Origin of the sequence: Micromonospora sp. NPDC047707 (assembly GCF_040704235.1) — a bacterium.
In the GTDB taxonomy this organism is placed as follows: Bacteria; Actinomycetota; Actinomycetes; order Mycobacteriales; family Micromonosporaceae; genus Micromonospora.
In genome coordinates this window covers 111,718-126,555 of sequence record NZ_JBEYSU010000007.1, presented here as the reverse complement: position 1 = coordinate 126,555, position 14,838 = coordinate 111,718, and the positions used below count along the sequence as shown (strand labels likewise).

At 73.5% G+C, this 14,838-nt stretch carries 18 protein-coding genes; 10 read left to right on the top strand and 8 right to left on the bottom strand.

Annotated features, from left to right (window positions below):
• Positions 1-34 precede the first annotated feature (34 nt).
• Positions 35-1,234, top strand: coding sequence for an ABC transporter substrate-binding protein (locus AB0873_RS10535; RefSeq protein ID WP_366599393.1), 1,200 nt, complete (start codon positions 35-37; stop codon positions 1,232-1,234).
• Between the two features lie 164 nt (positions 1,235-1,398).
• Here the strand turns inward: AB0873_RS10535 and ddaH are convergent, their stop codons facing one another.
• On the bottom strand, positions 1,399-2,232 hold the full coding sequence (ddaH, locus tag AB0873_RS10530; RefSeq protein ID WP_366599392.1) for a dimethylargininase: 834 nt from the start codon (positions 2,230-2,232) through the stop codon (positions 1,399-1,401).
• A gap of 59 nt (positions 2,233-2,291) precedes the next feature.
• On the opposite strand from ddaH, the gene AB0873_RS10525 reads away from it, so the two are divergent.
• Positions 2,292-2,750, top strand: a complete 459-nt coding sequence (locus AB0873_RS10525) for an Lrp/AsnC family transcriptional regulator (protein ID WP_155329663.1) — start codon at positions 2,292-2,294, stop codon at positions 2,748-2,750.
• Between the two features lie 104 nt (positions 2,751-2,854).
• Positions 2,855-4,783 (top strand): beta-propeller domain-containing protein, encoded by a 1,929-nt coding sequence (locus AB0873_RS10520; RefSeq protein ID WP_366599391.1) that lies wholly within the window; start codon positions 2,855-2,857, stop codon positions 4,781-4,783.
• An 84-nt stretch (positions 4,784-4,867) separates the two neighbouring features.
• Here the strand turns inward: AB0873_RS10520 and AB0873_RS10515 are convergent, their stop codons facing one another.
• From AB0873_RS10515 to AB0873_RS10505, 3 genes are all read right to left on the bottom strand, one after another.
• Positions 4,868-5,953 (bottom strand): hypothetical protein, encoded by a 1,086-nt coding sequence (locus tag AB0873_RS10515; protein WP_366599390.1) that lies wholly within the window; start codon positions 5,951-5,953, stop codon positions 4,868-4,870.
• Between the two features lie 89 nt (positions 5,954-6,042).
• Positions 6,043-6,309 carry a DUF6457 domain-containing protein gene (locus AB0873_RS10510; RefSeq protein WP_366599389.1) on the bottom strand — a complete coding sequence of 89 codons (267 nt, stop codon included), beginning with the start codon at positions 6,307-6,309 and terminating at the stop codon, positions 6,043-6,045.
• Positions 6,306-6,920 carry an NTP transferase domain-containing protein gene (locus tag AB0873_RS10505; protein WP_366599388.1) on the bottom strand — a complete coding sequence of 205 codons (615 nt, stop codon included), beginning with the start codon at positions 6,918-6,920 and terminating at the stop codon, positions 6,306-6,308. The genes AB0873_RS10510 and AB0873_RS10505 overlap by 4 nt, the downstream gene beginning before the upstream one ends.
• A gap of 190 nt (positions 6,921-7,110) precedes the next feature.
• Between AB0873_RS10505 and fdhD the strand changes: the two genes are divergently transcribed.
• Both fdhD and AB0873_RS10495 read left to right on the top strand, forming a co-directional pair.
• Entirely contained in the window at positions 7,111-7,962 is an 852-nt protein-coding gene (gene fdhD, locus AB0873_RS10500) for a formate dehydrogenase accessory sulfurtransferase FdhD (RefSeq protein WP_155329658.1), read from the top strand.
• Positions 7,963-8,001: 39 nt separating this feature from the next.
• On the top strand, positions 8,002-8,736 hold the full coding sequence (locus tag AB0873_RS10495; protein WP_366599387.1) for a ZIP family metal transporter: 735 nt from the start codon (positions 8,002-8,004) through the stop codon (positions 8,734-8,736).
• Between the two features lie 3 nt (positions 8,737-8,739).
• Here the strand turns inward: AB0873_RS10495 and AB0873_RS10490 are convergent, their stop codons facing one another.
• The 3 genes from AB0873_RS10490 to AB0873_RS10480 all read right to left on the bottom strand — a co-directional run bounded on the left by AB0873_RS10490 (position 8,740) and on the right by AB0873_RS10480 (position 10,285).
• Positions 8,740-9,441: a GAP family protein gene (locus tag AB0873_RS10490; protein ID WP_366599386.1), complete on the bottom strand. Its 702-nt coding sequence runs from the start codon at positions 9,439-9,441 to the stop codon at positions 8,740-8,742.
• Positions 9,442-9,815: 374 nt separating this feature from the next.
• Positions 9,816-10,064: a flavin reductase gene (locus tag AB0873_RS10485; RefSeq protein WP_155329656.1), complete on the bottom strand. Its 249-nt coding sequence runs from the start codon at positions 10,062-10,064 to the stop codon at positions 9,816-9,818.
• Positions 10,061-10,285 carry a hypothetical protein gene (locus tag AB0873_RS10480; protein ID WP_155329655.1) on the bottom strand — a complete coding sequence of 75 codons (225 nt, stop codon included), beginning with the start codon at positions 10,283-10,285 and terminating at the stop codon, positions 10,061-10,063. Before AB0873_RS10480 ends, AB0873_RS10485 begins: the two co-directional genes overlap by 4 nt.
• Before the next feature lie 115 nt (positions 10,286-10,400).
• Between AB0873_RS10480 and AB0873_RS10475 the strand changes: the two genes are divergently transcribed.
• Positions 10,401-11,168 carry a DUF5753 domain-containing protein gene (locus AB0873_RS10475; protein WP_366599534.1) on the top strand — a complete coding sequence of 256 codons (768 nt, stop codon included), beginning with the start codon at positions 10,401-10,403 and terminating at the stop codon, positions 11,166-11,168.
• Entirely contained in the window at positions 11,159-11,362 is a 204-nt protein-coding gene (locus AB0873_RS10470) for a DUF397 domain-containing protein (RefSeq protein WP_155329654.1), read from the top strand. The genes AB0873_RS10475 and AB0873_RS10470 overlap by 10 nt, the downstream gene beginning before the upstream one ends.
• Here AB0873_RS10470 and AB0873_RS10465 read toward each other — a convergent pair.
• The gene (locus AB0873_RS10465) at positions 11,359-12,444 is read right to left on the bottom strand and encodes a DUF4192 domain-containing protein (protein WP_366599385.1); all 1,086 of its coding nucleotides are present in this window, start codon (positions 12,442-12,444) and stop codon (positions 11,359-11,361) included. The two genes, AB0873_RS10470 and AB0873_RS10465, sit on opposite strands and share 4 nt — an antisense overlap.
• 174 nt (positions 12,445-12,618) lie before the next feature.
• Here AB0873_RS10465 and AB0873_RS10460 point away from each other — a divergent pair, with 174 nt between their 5' ends.
• Genes AB0873_RS10460 through AB0873_RS10450 form a run of 3 tightly spaced genes read left to right on the top strand, consistent with a single transcriptional unit; the run spans position 12,619 to position 14,838 of the window.
• A complete protein-coding gene (locus AB0873_RS10460) occupies positions 12,619-13,533 on the top strand; it encodes a fructosamine kinase family protein (protein ID WP_155329652.1) in 915 nt (304 codons plus the stop codon).
• Positions 13,530-14,543 (top strand): GTP 3',8-cyclase MoaA, encoded by a 1,014-nt coding sequence (gene moaA / locus AB0873_RS10455; protein WP_155329651.1) that lies wholly within the window; start codon positions 13,530-13,532, stop codon positions 14,541-14,543. Before AB0873_RS10460 ends, moaA begins: the two co-directional genes overlap by 4 nt.
• Before the next feature lies 1 nt (position 14,544).
• The gene (locus AB0873_RS10450; RefSeq protein WP_155329650.1) at positions 14,545-14,838 is read left to right on the top strand and encodes a MoaD/ThiS family protein; all 294 of its coding nucleotides are present in this window, start codon (positions 14,545-14,547) and stop codon (positions 14,836-14,838) included.

Sequence of the window (14,838 nt, the reverse complement as noted above, 5' to 3'; positions counted from 1 at the left end):
AGACCCGCCCCTGCACCCCTTCGGAAGGAACTCGGTGTCGCAGATGAACCGCAGGCGGGCCCTACAACTGCTGGCCGCGCTCGGTACGACCGGACTCGTCGGCGGATGCGGCACCGACGACAGCGGGGCCGATTCCACCCCGACGCTGAGCCCGATCAAGATCGGCCTGGTGGCGCCCCAGACCGGCGACCTCAAGGTCATCGGCACCGAGATCATCAACGGTTTCCAGCTCTTCCTCGACCTCAACCAGGCGCAGCTTGGCGGCCATCCGACGGAACTGCTGACCGCCGAGGAGGGCGGCAAGCCGGAGAGCGGCAAGGCCGCCGTCGAGGGCCTGCTGAAGCAGGGTGTGCTGGCGCTCACCGGGGTGGCCAGCTCGGCCGTCATGCTCGGCATCCGGGACACGGTGGAGCAGGCGCGGGTGCCACTCGTCGGGTCCAACGCCTCGCCGACCAGCCTCCAGAGCGTCGTCTACATCTGGCGGACGTCGTACGTGCTGGACGAGGCCGGTCGTGCGCTCGGCAGCTACCTGCGGACGCGGCTCCCGGCGTCGGCGAAGCTGGCCATCGTCATGCCGAAGGGCCTCGCCAGCGAGGACGTGCTGCGCGGCTTCCGGCAGGAGTTCGGTGAGTCCGACCGCCGGATCGAGGACCCGGTGACCTGGACGACGGACGCCGTCGCGGAACGGGCCGACTACGCCACGGACATCGATCAGGCGCTCGACGCCAAGCCCACCGCGATGTTCTGCTTCTTCAACGGCGAGGCGGCGGTCAAGTTCATCAAGCAGTTGCGCGACGCCGGGTTCCGGGGCACTGTCTACGCCCCCGGCTTCCTCACCGAGGGCAAGGTGCTGGAGAGCTTCGAGAACACGCCGGGGGACGCGCTGGGCATCCAGACCGCCCTGAACTACTCCGCCGACATCAACAACGCGGCGAACCGACTCTTCGCCTCGGCGTACCGCAAGAAGCACGGCAGCTCGCCGACCACGTACGCCATGGCGTCCTACGACGCGGCGCAGGTGCTCGACCAGGCGATCCGGATCGCCGGCGACTCACCCACCCCGCAGCAGGTGAACCTCGCGCTCGGCCGGGTCGGCCAAATCGACAGCCCGCGTGGCGTGTGGCAGTTCAACCAGCCGCGTACGCCGCAGCAGAAGTGGTACCTGCGCGAGGTCCAGATGGACGGCCAGGTGCTGTCGAACGTCCTCATCACCGAACTGGCCACCCTGGGCTGAACCGACGGCCTCCGGGCCGGAACCGACGCGAAAGGGCCGGCCTCCCCTGGCGGGGGAGGCCGGCCCTTCGTGCTCCGCGCCGGGACGCCTCTCGACGTCCCGTCGCCAGCCGCGGCCAGGGTCTGTCGAAGTCCCTGGCCGGCCTGCGGGTCGTGACGAAGGCCCTAGTGGCGTAGCTCGGCGATGCAGCACTTCACGCTGCCGCCGCCCTTCTTCAGCTCGGCCAGCTCGACCGGCACCGGCTGGTAGCCGGCGGCCTTCAGCTTCCCGGCGAGCCGGGTGGCCTCGCTGTTGAGCACCACGTTGCGGCCGTCGCTGACCAGGTTCAGGCCGAACGCGAGCGCGTCCTCGTCGTCGGCGACGACCGCGTCCGGGAAGAGCTGGGCGAGCACCTTCTGGCTGGCCACCGAGAAGGCGCCCGGGTAGTAGACGATGTTGGTGTCGTCGATCGACGCGAGCGCCACGTCGAGGTGGTAGAAGCGGGGGTCGACCAGCCGCAGCGAAACCACCGGCCGACCGAGCGCCTCCTGGGCCTCGGCATGGGCGGCCGGGTCGGTCCGGAAGCCGTACCCGGCGAGGATCAGGCCGCCGTGCGCCTCCGGCAGGTACGCAAAGTCGCCCTCGCCCTCGTTGGTCACGGTCGGCGCGATGAACCGCCAGCCCTGCGCCTCGTAGAAGGCACGGTGGGCGGCCGCCTCGGCGGCCCGCTGCTCGTGCTTGAACTGGGCGCCGTAGACGGTGCCGTCGACGACGAAGGCGCCGTTGGCCGCGAACACCATGTCGGGCAGGCCCGGCTCGGGGGTGAGCTGGTGCACCTCATGGCCGAGACCGACCAGCGTCTCGCGCAGCCGGTCCCACTGCTTGACCGCCAACTCCGCGTCGACCGCGGTGGTCACGTCCATCCACGGATTGATCGCGTACTCGACCGCGAAGTGCTCGGGCGAGCACATGAGATATGTCCGCTTTCGCGGCACTCGCTGCTGGTTCACGGTGACCAAGGGTAGGTACCGTGGAACATCGGTAACAGCCACAACCATTGCTTCCCGGAGGCGGAACGTTGCAGATAGACGCGGTTGACCAGCGAATCATTGCGCTGCTCGTCGCCGACGCCCGTGCCTCGTACGCCGACATCGGGCAACGGGTCTCACTCTCCGCTCCGGCGGTCAAGCGACGGGTCGATCGGCTCCGCTCGGCCGGGGTCATCCGGGGATTCACGGCCGTCGTCGACCCGGCCGCCGTGGGGTGGACGACCGAGGCGTTCGTCGAGCTGTTCTGCGCCGGCCGGACCACCCCGGCGCAGATCGGAGTGGCCGCCCGACGGCACCCCGAGGTGGTCGGCGCGTACACCGTCTCCGGCGAGGCGGACGCCCTCGTCCACCTGCGCGCCGCCGACATCGCCCACCTGGAGGCGGCGCTGGAACGGCTGCGCGCCGAGTCCTTCGTGACCTCCACCCGCAGCACCATCGTGCTCTCCCGGCTGGTGGAATCGCCCGGCGTGGGCCCGTCGGCCGGCTGAACCGGCCCGGGGGTGATTGGAAGGGTCCCTTCCTCTACCGGAGGCGTTAAAAGGGGCCCTTCCTTACCGGGAACCGGGCGGGGGCCGGCGGCGTCGGAGTGGGCATGACACCGGCACGGCCGACCGTCGCGGCGGGCACGCTGCTCGCCCTCACCCTGCTCGCGGGGAGCAGCGTGCTGCCCGCCACCACACCCGCGCACACCCCCCGGTCGGCACCCACCGGACCGGGCACCCCGCTCCGGCTGGTCTCGTTCGACTCCTGCGCCGACGCGCTCGCCGACCTGCGCGCCGCGGCCGCCACGCACGTCGGCCCGTGGGGCTTCGCCGACGACGGGACGGCGTGGCCGGGCCGCCGCACGCTCGACATGCAGCCCGCAGCCGCCGGTGCGGCGGAACGGGCCGGCGCCACGGCGGAACAGGCCGGCGCCAAGGCGTACTCCGGCACCAACGTCCAGGAACGCGGCGTCGACGAGCCGGACCTGGTCAAGACCGACGGTCGGCGGATCATCACGATCACCGGCGGCGTCCTCCGGGTCGTCGACCCCGCCACCCGGCGGATCACCGGTCGGCTCGACCTCGCCGGCGACGGTGCCGCCGACCTCCGCTGGGCGCAGCACGACCTGTTCCTGCACGGCGACCGCGCCCTGGTGCTCACCGACTCCGCGATGTCCCCCGCCGGGCCGGCGATCCGAGTACCCGAGGGACGGCCCGCCGAGAAGCCCTTCGCACCCACCCGGCTGCCCGGCACCCGGCTGGTGCTGGTCGACCTGGCCGGCGCTCCCCGCGTGCTCGGGACGTACCGGATCGACGGCGGCACCGTCGACGCCCGGCAGACCGCTGCCACCGCCCGGGTCGTGGTCCGCTCCGGCGCCCGGGTCGCGTTCCCATACCTGCCCGCCAGCGACGAGGCGGTCCGGACCACGGCCAACCGGGCCGCCGTCGCCGCCGCCGGGATCGACGCGTGGCTCCCGGCGTACGAGTGGACGGCCGGGGCGGAACAGCGGACCGGGCGGGTCGGCTGCGACCGGCTCAGCCGGCCAGCCACCGCCACCGGCTCCTCGGTGCTGACCGTGCTCAGCTTCGACCTCACGGCCGACCGGCTCGCCGACGGTGACCCGGTCAGCGTGGCCGCCGACGCGGACACCGTCTACGGCACCGGCGGCAGCCTCTACCTGGCCGCGCAGCGGGTGGTCGGCGGCGAGCCGGTCCCGGGCCGGTGGCTGCGGCCGACCGGTCCCTTCGTCACCGACATCTACCAGTTCGACACCGGATCCCCCGGGCGCCCACGCTACGTCGCCGCCGGCACCGTGCCGGGCTGGCTCGTCAACCAGTACGCGCTGTCGGAGTGGGAGGGCCACCTGCGGGTGGCCACCACCACCGGCACCGGCGAGCGCACCTCGGAGTCCGGCGTGCACGTGCTGCGCCGGACGGCCGACGCCCTGGTGCCGGTCGGCGCGGTCACCGGGCTCGGCCGGGGCGAACGGATCTACTCCGTGCGCTACCTCGGCGGCACCGCGTACGTGGTGACCTTCCGGCGCACCGACCCGCTCTACGCCCTCGACCTCACCGACCACGCCGCCCCGAAGGTCGCCGGCGAGCTGAAGATCACCGGGTACTCGGAGTACCTGCACCCCGTCGCGGACGGCCGGCTGCTCGGGGTCGGGCAGGAGGCCGACCGGAACGGCCGGGCGGAGGGCGTCCAGGTCTCCCTCTTCGACGTCCGGGATCCCGCCCGGCCGGCCCGGCTGGACCGCTGGCACCGGCCCGGCGGCTGGTCCAGGGCCGAGCACGACCCGCACGCCTTCCTGTACGAACCGGGAACCGGGCTGCTGGCCGTCCCGGTCGACCAGGGCGTACGCCTGTTCCGGGTCGCCGGCGACACGATCGCCGAGCAGGGTGCCGTGACCCACCCGGCGGCTGCCGTCACCCGGTCGCTGCTCGTCGACGGCGTGCTGTGGACCGTGTCGGACGCGGGCCTGCGGGCCAGCGACCCCGGCACCGCACGGAGCCTCGCCTGGCTCCCCTCGACCTGACCCTCCCTCCCCCGGTGGGTGGGGCCCGGTCGTTCGGGGTTCCGGGCCTCACCCATCGTCAGGTCCCCGGCCGGCGCCGCGACGTCACAGGTACATGCCGGTGCGGTGTTCGCCCGGTTCGCGCTTCACCGGCTTGTCCCCCTCGCCGAAGAAGCGCTTCCCGCCGAACTCGCCGTGCAGCCGGTCGTCCAGCTCGTCCGCGAGGCCGGTCATCACCTGCACCGCGAGCATGAGGTGGGTGGCCTGGAAGTTGCGGCCGAACACCGGGATGGACGCCCAGACCGTGTCGTCGGCGCAGTAGAGCCGGCCGATCGGCATCCGGTTAGTCAGCTCGGACAGCTTCACGTACAGCCGCTCGGTCGGCTCGACCTCGGTGAGCACCGGGGAGAAGACGTCGACCAGCGGCGGATTGTCCCGGACCCGGACGAACACCATCGCCGAGCCGGCCCGGATGTTGATGTCCCCGTCCGAGTCGACCTGGAGCCGGTCGGAATCCGACTTGAGCATCGTCGAGACGACCGTACGGACCCGCTCGGCCAGCCCGAGCACGTCGTCCTTGGCCGGCTGCGCGGCGTTCAGCGCCTCGTCGAGGTCCGCCTCGACGTCGCGGTCCACGCCGAACTCGCTGCGCGCGGTGCCGAGCGGCGCGCCCTCCAGCGGCTCCCCGTCGGCGTCGTGGATCAGGTACACGAGGAAGGCCGGGTGCGGGGCGCCGTAGACGTCACGCAGCGTGCGGGAGAACAGCGCCGCGAGCTGGGTCGCCTCGGCGGCGGTGCCGTCCAGGCCGAACTGCTCGCCGGAACCCTCGACGACACCGGGCGGTGACCAACCGAGCGCCACCATGTCCGCCACGGCCGCACGGTCCAGCCGGTAGCCCGCGGGCAGGCCGGCATTGCCGACCGCCCTGGCGGCGAGCGTCCCGTCGGGGCCCACGTCGATGCCGATGGAGTAGACGGCGTCGCCGGTGCCGGAGGCGGTCGGGTCGAGCGTCAGGTCGACGTGCGCTCCGGCCGGCAGCGAGCCCAGTCGTTCGGCGAGCGCCCGGGCGAACTCCCGCCAGGCCTGCGTCACCTTCGCCCGCAGGTCGGCCGTGGTCGGCTCGTCGAGCAGGATCGACTCGTGGTGCTCCGGCAGGCCGCCGGCCGGCGTCGGGGGGTGGTCCGCCGTCATGATCGCCTCCGTCCGTTCAAGGTCACCCTACCCACGGACCGGGTGGTGCGAATCAGGGCCGACCGGGATCGGACAGCAGGGACGCGCGGTCAGGCCGGGTGGTCGCCGGGGCCTTCGGCGCCCAGTTCGACGGGCCAGTTGGCGGCCAGGTCGCGGAGCCGGGCCGCGGCGCCGACCGGGTCCGCGCCAGCGCCGACCGCGAGCCCCAGGAGGTACGCGGTGACCGGCGCGCCCGGGCGCAGAACCTGGTGGGCCACGTCCTTCGCGAGGTCGAGCACGGTCGGGACGGGCACCTGGGCGGGGTCGAGGCCGAGTTCCGCGCAGGCCGCCGTGACCCACTCGTCCATCACCGTCATCGTGCCCACTCCTCCGCCCGGCGTACGTCCTCGTCAGTGTCGCAGTCGAACCACGGCGGCGGGCCCTCCCCGCGCCACGGCACCTCCTGGACGGTCAGCCCGTGCAGCAGCGCCCGTAGCGGCGCCCCGGCCAGGCCGGCTGTCGACGTACGCCCCGGTGCCCGGCGGGCGGCGAGCCGGTCCACCGAGCCGCGCAGCACGGCGACCCGCCACACGCCGCACAGGGTCTGCCGCCGCCCCGCCTCGTCGACGAAGCACACGCCGTCGGACCCGCTGTCGAGGTGGCGCAGCAGGTCGCCGATCGCGGTGCGGGTGAGCAGCGGCAGGTCGGCGGCGAGCAGGGCGACCACGGTCGCGTCCCCGGGGAGCAGGGCCAACCCGGCCGCGGTCGCGGCGACCGGCCCGCCGCCGGGCGGCTCCTCCCGGGTGACCAGCACGCCATCCGGCACCGCCGCCGCCGGGCCGACCAGGATGCGCGGGGCTGCGTCGGCGACCGCGGCCAGCACCCGGTCCCGCATGGGCCGGCCGCCGACCGGCCGGGCCGGCTTGTCCACGCCGCCCATCCGCCGGGCGGCACCGCCGGCCAGCACCACCGCCGCGTACGCGCTCACCCGGCCACCGTAGCCGCCAGCGCTGCCGCCGGGTGCCGGCGGCAGTGCGGTCTCCGGCGTTCCGCACGCCATGCCGGCGGCATCGCGGTGTCCCGCGTCCCGGATGCCGCCATGCCGGCGGCATCGGGTGGATCGACCCGCTCCCGGAGATCGAGTGGATCACCCCGGCCGCCGGAGGCAGGATGGCGGAATGGGACGGGCGACTGACCGGCGCGGCGTACTGCGCATCGACCTCGACGCGGCGGAGGGGCGCACCTCGGTCCGCCGCCGGGACACCCTCGCCGTGGAGGAGCCGCTGGAGATCCGGGTCGGCCCGGCGGGTCCCGGGCGGCGGCGACCGCTGGCGGTCACCATGCGTACGCCCGGGGACGACCTGGACCTGGCAGTCGGCTTCCTGCTCACCGAGGGGCTGATCCGGTCGGCCGACGACGTGCACACCGCCCAGCTCTGCGCCGGTGCGGAGACACCCAACACGTACAACGTGGTGGACGTCGTGCTCGCGCCCGGCGTGCCGGAACCGGCCACCGACCCGGCCCGCAACTTCTACACCACCAGTTCCTGCGGGGTCTGCGGGAAGGCGAGCATCGACGCGGTGCGTACCCGGTCGCTCTTCGCGGTGGCTGACGACGCGCTGCGGGTGCCGGCGGCGGTCCTGGTCGACCTGCCGGAGCGGCTGCGCGCGGCGCAGCACGCCTTCGACCGGACCGGCGGCCTGCACGCTGCCGGGCTGTTCACGGCGGACGGCGAACTCGTCGTGCTGCGCGAGGACGTGGGCCGGCACAACGCCGTGGACAAGGTGGTCGGCTGGGCGGTCCGCGAGCGGCGCCTGCCGCTGGCCGGTCACCTGCTGCTGGTCAGCGGACGGGCCAGCTTCGAGCTGACGCAGAAGGCGTGGATGGCGGGCGTACCGCTGCTCGCGGCGGTGTCGGCGCCGAGCACGCTCGCCGCCGACCTGGCCGCCGAGGCGGGCATCACCCTGGTCGGCTTCCTGCGCGGCCGCTCCATGAACGTCTACGCCAACCCGCAGCGCGTGGTGCACTGAGCTCAGCACCTGACGGCCGGCAGGAGGAGGTGAACAGCCGTGCCGACACTGGCCTGGATCATCGTGGCCGGCACGGCGATGACCCTCCTGGCGCTGAGCGGAAGCCTGACCCTCGTCCTGCCCGAACGGATCTTCGAGCGGATCGTGCTACCGCTGGTCGCGTTGGCCGCCGGCTCGTTGCTGGGCGGCGCGCTGTTCCACCTGCTGCCGCAGTCGGTCGCGAGGCTCGGCAACGACCTCGCCGTCTACACGTGGCTGGCCGCCGGGGTGCTGGCCTTCCTGGTTCTGGAGCAGTTCCTCCACTGGCATCACTGCCACCGCCCGCCTGGGGCACACCGGCCGGTCGGATACCTGATCCTGATCGCCGACGCCCTGCACAACCTCATCGGTGGGCTCGCCATCGGCGCCGCCTTCGTCACCGACGTCCGGCTCGGCATCGTCACCTGGCTGATCGCGGCGGCACACGAGATACCGCAGGAGATGGGCGATTTCGGCATCCTGGTGCACAGCGGCTGGAGCCGGCGACGAGCCCTGGTCTGGAACCTGATCTCCGCCTCGGCGGTGCTGGTCGGCGCGGTCGCCGCGTACGGGCTCGCCGGGCGTCTCGACGTGGCGGTGCTGGTGCCGTTCGCCGCCGGGAACTTCATCTACATCGCGCTGGCGGACCTGGTCCCCGAACTCACCACGAGACCGGCCGCCCACGACAAGACCATCCACACCATCGGCTTCTTCGCCGGGCTCGCGCTGCTGTGGGGGGTCGCTCTGGCCGCCTGATCCTCACCCCTCGAAGAGGCCCAGACGGGCGGCGGCGTCGCGGGCGATGAGGAAACCGGCGATGCCGAGGACCCAGCCCAGGGTGCTGCCCGACGTCCGCGTGATCCAGCCGTTGAGACGTGCCAGCAGCGGCTCGATCCAGGTCGGCCAGGCCACCCGGGCCGCCAGCAGCAGCACCGCTGGCAGCACCATCACCAGGCAGTACGCAGCGAGCACCCCCGCCACGGCCGGCCCGCCGAGCCCGGACGTGGCGAGCAGGCCGAGCGCACCGAGGTACGGCAGCATGGTCGCCACCTCGGCGAGCGCGGCGAGCAGGGCCAGCCCGATCAGCCAGCGCACCGACGCGTCACCGGCGGTCGCCCGGTCACGCCACCGCAGGACCGCACCGCCGCCGCCCGTCCTGCGCTTCCCGCCGTACCGGAAGCTGAGCAGGAACAGGCCCACTCCGAGCACGAGCTGCCCCCACAGCACCGGCCGGGTGTCCAGGGCGCCGTCGAGCAGGTCGGCCAGGCTGCTGCCGCCCCAGAACAGCAACAGGCCCACCCCGAGGTAGAAGCCGGCGATCGTCCCGAGGTAGGTCAGGATCCGTCGTACGCTGACCGGCCCGGGAGCCAGCAGCAGCCACACCGGGATGAACAGCGTGCCGATGCTGGTGCTGTCGATCAGCGCCAGGCCGGCGAGGGAGAGCAGCAGGCCGGCGCTCACCGGCGGTCACTTCCGATTCCGATCACCGACCAATCGTCCGTTGCCGGAGCGCCGCTGCACTCGCCCTGGGGCACGAACAGCGCGTACATCCTTCGACGGACGCGGCGCAAGGAAAGGTCCCCTTTCAACGCCTGCGGTAGATGAAGGGCCGCCCGCCAACAGTGCCGGGCCATGGTCCGCCACGGGCCGCCGAGCAGGCGTGAGGACCGCCAGGAGGTACGCGGCACCGACCGCGACGAGCGTCGGCGTGGTGCCGAGGTGCTCGCTGGCGACGCCCGCGCTAACGGCACCGAGCGGAATGGCCTCCCAGGTGCCGCACCGATGCCTCCGTAACCGGGTGGGGTGGGCAATCGCCCGCATGGCGCGCGGATCGGTCATGTGCGAACGCGCGCCCAGGAGATGAAGCGATCGTTGAGGTCGATGGGCGAGGTAGTGCCGTCGAGCGCGGCCAGGTCGTCCCCCGCCTCCGCCTGGAGGGTGGCCAGGTAGATCAGCAGGGCCGGACGGTCGGTCCGGTACTCCCCGAGCAGGCGGAGCTTGGCCGGGGAACAGGGCCAGGCGATGCCGCAGGCCGCACAGCGCCACGTCGGCCGCGTCGGCAGGTGCGCCCGGACGCGGCTCACCGCGGGACCACTCGGACCCGGTCCACACGCACGGAGGCGTAGCGCTCGCGGACCGCGACAGAGCCGTCCTCGCGGACCTCCCGCCCGCGCAGCTCGGCCCACTCGTGCCCCTCGATCACGGTACGGCCGAGCACCTCGGAGATGTGCAGGACCAGCGGTCCGGTGCCGAACCGGTACGAGTCCTCCGGCACCCGGATCGTGCTGCCGACCACGAGACTCACGGAAACCTCCCAGGTGGACGATCGACGTGGCCCCATCCTGTCGATCGCGGCCGGACGGCTACACAGCGTTGCGATATGGTTACCGGAAATCCTGGACGTCCTCAGTGGAGGCGGCATGAACCACGTCCTCATCGCGGCGATGGCCGAGGCGGGCGAGACGGCGGAGTCCCTCGCAGGCCAGGTCGGCGTCGACCCGAAGACCGCACAACGGTGGGTGAACCCGGGACGCATCCCGCAACCCCGCCACCGGTCCCGTGTCGCCGCCCTGCTCGGCCGTGACGTAGGGGACCTCTGGCCGGACGTCCTCAAACGCCGCGAACCGGTGTGGTTCCGGCCGTGGGCCGACATCGAGCGTGAGTCCGTAGCGCTTCGGGCCTACCAGCTGTCCTGGGTGCCCGGCCTGTTGCAGACGGAGGCGTACGCACGCGCGACCCTGGCCGACGAGCCACTAGCGGCCGAAGAGCTGGACGCCCTGGTCGCCGCCCGACTGTCGCGTCAAGCGATCCTGCGCCGCACTCGGCCGCCTCTGCTGATCGCGGTGATCGACGAAGCCGTGCTCCGCCGGTCGGCCTACGGCGACCGTGACCTGATGCGCGAGCAGTGTGCCTACCTCGCCGAGTGCGCCGGCCTTCCGTCGGTCCACGTCCACGTCGTTCCGGCCGACGTCGGCATGTACCCGGGACTCGGCGGACCTTTCACGATCGCCGAACTGGCCGAGGGCGGGCGGGTCGCCCACGTCGACAGCCAGGCCCAGGCACAGATCATCGAGCAGCCCTCGGAAATTGCTACGCTGGATCGACGTTGGGAAATCATCCGGGGACAGGCACTTCCCAGGGGACGATCGCGGGGACTGCTCAAGGAAGCGGCGGAAGCATGGACGTGACCGGCGCCCGGTGGCGCAAGAGCACCAGGAGCGGCAACAACGGCGGCGACTGTGTCGAGGTCGCCGCCAACCTGCCCGGGGTCGTCCTCGTCCGCGACAGCAAGGACCGTGACGGCGACACCCTCAACTTCACGCCGACCGCCTGGCACGCCTTCGTGACCGGAGTCGCCGCCCGCGCAGGTAGCGGAAGTTAGCGGGGGCCACGTCGACCCCGCTTCCGACGGCGCACCACGCCAGGCAGCCGTACCGCCGGCCAGCCGTCCAGGTGTGCCGGCGGCACGCCGCGCCGGAGCAGGTCGTCCAGGAGCAGGGCGAGCGAGTACCCGGGGTGCAGGGTGAGCACGCGTTCCAGTGCCACCGCCGCCAACGACCCGTGGCCCGCCCGCCAAGCGGCGAAGGTGAGCAGCGAGCCGGGCGCGGCGATGAACTCCGGCTCGGCCCGGCGCAGCACGTCGGTCCAGAGCGCGATGTCGGCGTCCCGCCCGTCGGTGCGTTCCCAGGCGTGGTCGCGGACGGCCACGTCGGTCAGGAGCACGCTCAGCCAGGCCACCTCGTCGTCGTCCAGCCGCTCACCGTTGCGGTGCCTTCGACCGGCGACACGGATCGCCGCCCGCCCGGCCGCGCGCACCGTACGGCCGCCGAGCACGTCGGCTTCGGGTGCCGAGTCGAGCAGGTCGGCGAGCCGCCGCCCGGCCCGTTCGGTGGCTTGCCGCAGGGCGACACGCTCCGGACCGTCGACGGGTGCCACCTGCGCTGCGAGGGCGGCGCGGTCGGGCAGGGCGACCTGACCGGCGAAGACGGCGGCGGCGGTGACCTTGCTCGACCCGGTGTCGTAGGGGGTGCCGTCGGGCGGGCAGCACTCCGGCTCGTCGCAGAGGTACGACCAGTACCGGCCGTCGGTGACCCGCAGCGCGTCGAGGACGGGGATTCCGGCATCGGCGAGCGCCGCGCGGACCGCGTCGACGGCGGGGGTGACCCGGGATGCCGGGCCGTAGCCGAGGACCGTGGCGCGGTCGGCGACCTGCCGGGCCACCACCGCGGCCAGATGCCGGGCCGCCTCGTCGACTGGTCGGGCCGGCTCGGCCATGCGCTCGGCGGCCTCGACGGGTTCCCGCGGATCCGGCAGGTCCGAGCGGGCGGCGAAGGTGACCCGCTTGCCGTGCATGGCCACCACGACCACGCTGTCGGCCGGATGGAACCCGAGCAGGTAGGGCACGGCGGCGATCAGGTCGCCGGGAGACCGGACGGAGAGCCGAGGGACATCGGTCGAGTTCATGCACGGCAGCCTGCGCCACCCGACGGCCCCGCGTCCGCCCCTGTGGACGACACACGGGTTATCCACAACTACGCACCGTAACAACCCAGCTCAGACCGGTTCCCGCGCGAGCCGTGCGGGGAGCCACGCGAGGAACCGGCCGTCCAGGGCCGTCACCCGCTACCGTTCCGAGGCATGGATCTGGCGTACCTGCGGGCGCACCCGGAGCACCTGCCGACCTTCCTGACCCACCAGCGGATCCGGGAGACGCCGGTCTCCGGGGGCGACAGCTGTGCCGCCTCCCGCCTCACCCTCGACGACGGGCACTCGGTGTTCGCCAAGACCTGGCCGGAGCACGCCGCCCGGCCACGGCCGGACCACTTCTTCGCCACCGAGGCGGCCGGGCTGCGCTGGCTGCGGGAGACGGGCACGGTCGCCGTACCCGAGGTGATCGTGGCGCTGCCCGACCTGTTGGCACTGGAGTGGGTCGACCCGGGCGAGCCGACCCCGGAGGCGGCGGAGCGGTTCGGCCGGGAGCTGGCCGAGCTGCACCGGGCCGGCGCGCCCGCCTTCGGCGCCGGGTGGCCGGGCTTCATCGGTGCGCTGCCGGCGGACAACAGCCCCGACGCGGGCCCCTGGTCGCGCTGGTTCGCCGAGCGCCGGCTGGTGCCGTACCTGCGGATGTCGATCGACAACGGCGCGCTCGGCCCGGCGGAGCAGGCCCTGGTGGAGCAGGTCGCGGCCCGGATCGCACAGCTGGGCGGGGACGAGCCGCCGGCCCGCGTGCACGGCGACCTGTGGCCGGGCAACGTGCTCTGGGGCGCGGACGACCGGGCGTGGCTGGTCGATCCCGCGGCGCACGGCGGCCACCGGGAGACCGACCTCGCCCAGCTGGCGCTCTTCGGCGGCGCACCCCACCTGGACCGGATCCTCGCCGCATACCAGGAGGCGTGGCCGCTGGCCGACGGCTGGCGGGAGCGCGTCCCGGTGCACCAGCTCCATCTGATGCTGGTGCACGCAGCGCTGTTCGGCTCGGCGTACCGGGATGCGGTCGCCCACACCGCCCGGTCCGCCCTGAACGGGTCCGACCGCGCTACCGTCGACGGGTGAGCGTCGCCCCGCCGACCGTCGGCGTCCTCGTCGACCGGTACGGCCGCGTCGCCCGGGACCTGCGGGTCTCCCTGACCGACAAGTGCAACCTGCGCTGCACGTACTGCATGCCGGCCGAGGGGCTGCCCTGGCTCGCCGGGCCGCAGTTGCTCGACGACGACGAGGTGATCCGGCTGATCCGGGTCGCGGTGACCCGCCTCGGGGTGACCGAGGTGCGGTTCACCGGCGGCGAGCCGCTGATCCGCCCGGGGCTGGTGGGCATCGTCACGGCGGTGGCGGCGATGGCCCCCCGCCCGCGCATCTCGCTCACCACCAACGGGATCGGGCTCGACCGGCTGGCGCCGACCCTGCGCGCCGCCGGCCTGGACCGGGTGAATGTCTCGCTGGACACGCTGGACCGGGAACGCTTCACCCGGCTGACCCGACGGGACCGGCTCGACGCGGTGCTGGCCGGGCTGGCCGGCGCGGCGGCGGCCGGGCTCACCCCGGTCAAGGTCAACGCGGTGCTGATGCGGGGCGTCAACGACGACGAGGCTCCGGCGCTGCTCCGGTTCGCCCTCGACCACGGCTACGAGCTGCGGTTCATCGAGCAGATGCCACTCGACGCCCAGCACGGCTGGGACCGGGCGAGCATGGTCACCGCCGACGAGATCCTGGCCGGGCTGCGGTCCGCGTACGCCCTGAGCGCTGACCCGGCCGCGCGCGGCGCGGCGCCGGCCGAGACCTGGCTGGTCGACGGCGGCCCGGCGCGCGTCGGGGTGATCGCCAGCGTCACCCGGCCCTTCTGCGGCGACTGCGACCGCACCCGCCTCACCGCCGACGGGCAGGTCCGCAACTGCCTCTTCGCCACCGAGGAGTCCGACCTGCGCGGCGCGCTGCGCGCCGGCGCGGACGACGACGAGCTGGCCCGGCGCTGGCGCGCCGCCATGTGGGGGAAGCGGGCCGGTCACGGCATCGACGACCCGACCTTCCTGCAACCGACCCGGCCGATGTCGGCGATCGGAGGTTGACGTGCCCGACCCCCGTCCCGCACACGACGCGCCCGACCGGGCTGCCGCCAGCACGCTCACCGTCCGTTTCTTCGCCGGGGCGCGGGCCGCCGCCGGCCGGGCCGAGGAGACCGCCTCCGCCGGTGGCTCGCTCGATGATCTCCTCAGCGAGCTCGCGGACCGGCACGGCGAACGGCTCGCCACCGTGCTGCGCGCGGCGAGTTTCCTGGTCGACGGCGTGACCTGTCATGATCGTCGGGCACCGCTGCCGGCGGGGGCCACGATCGACGTCCTACCGCCCTTCGCGGGCGGCTGA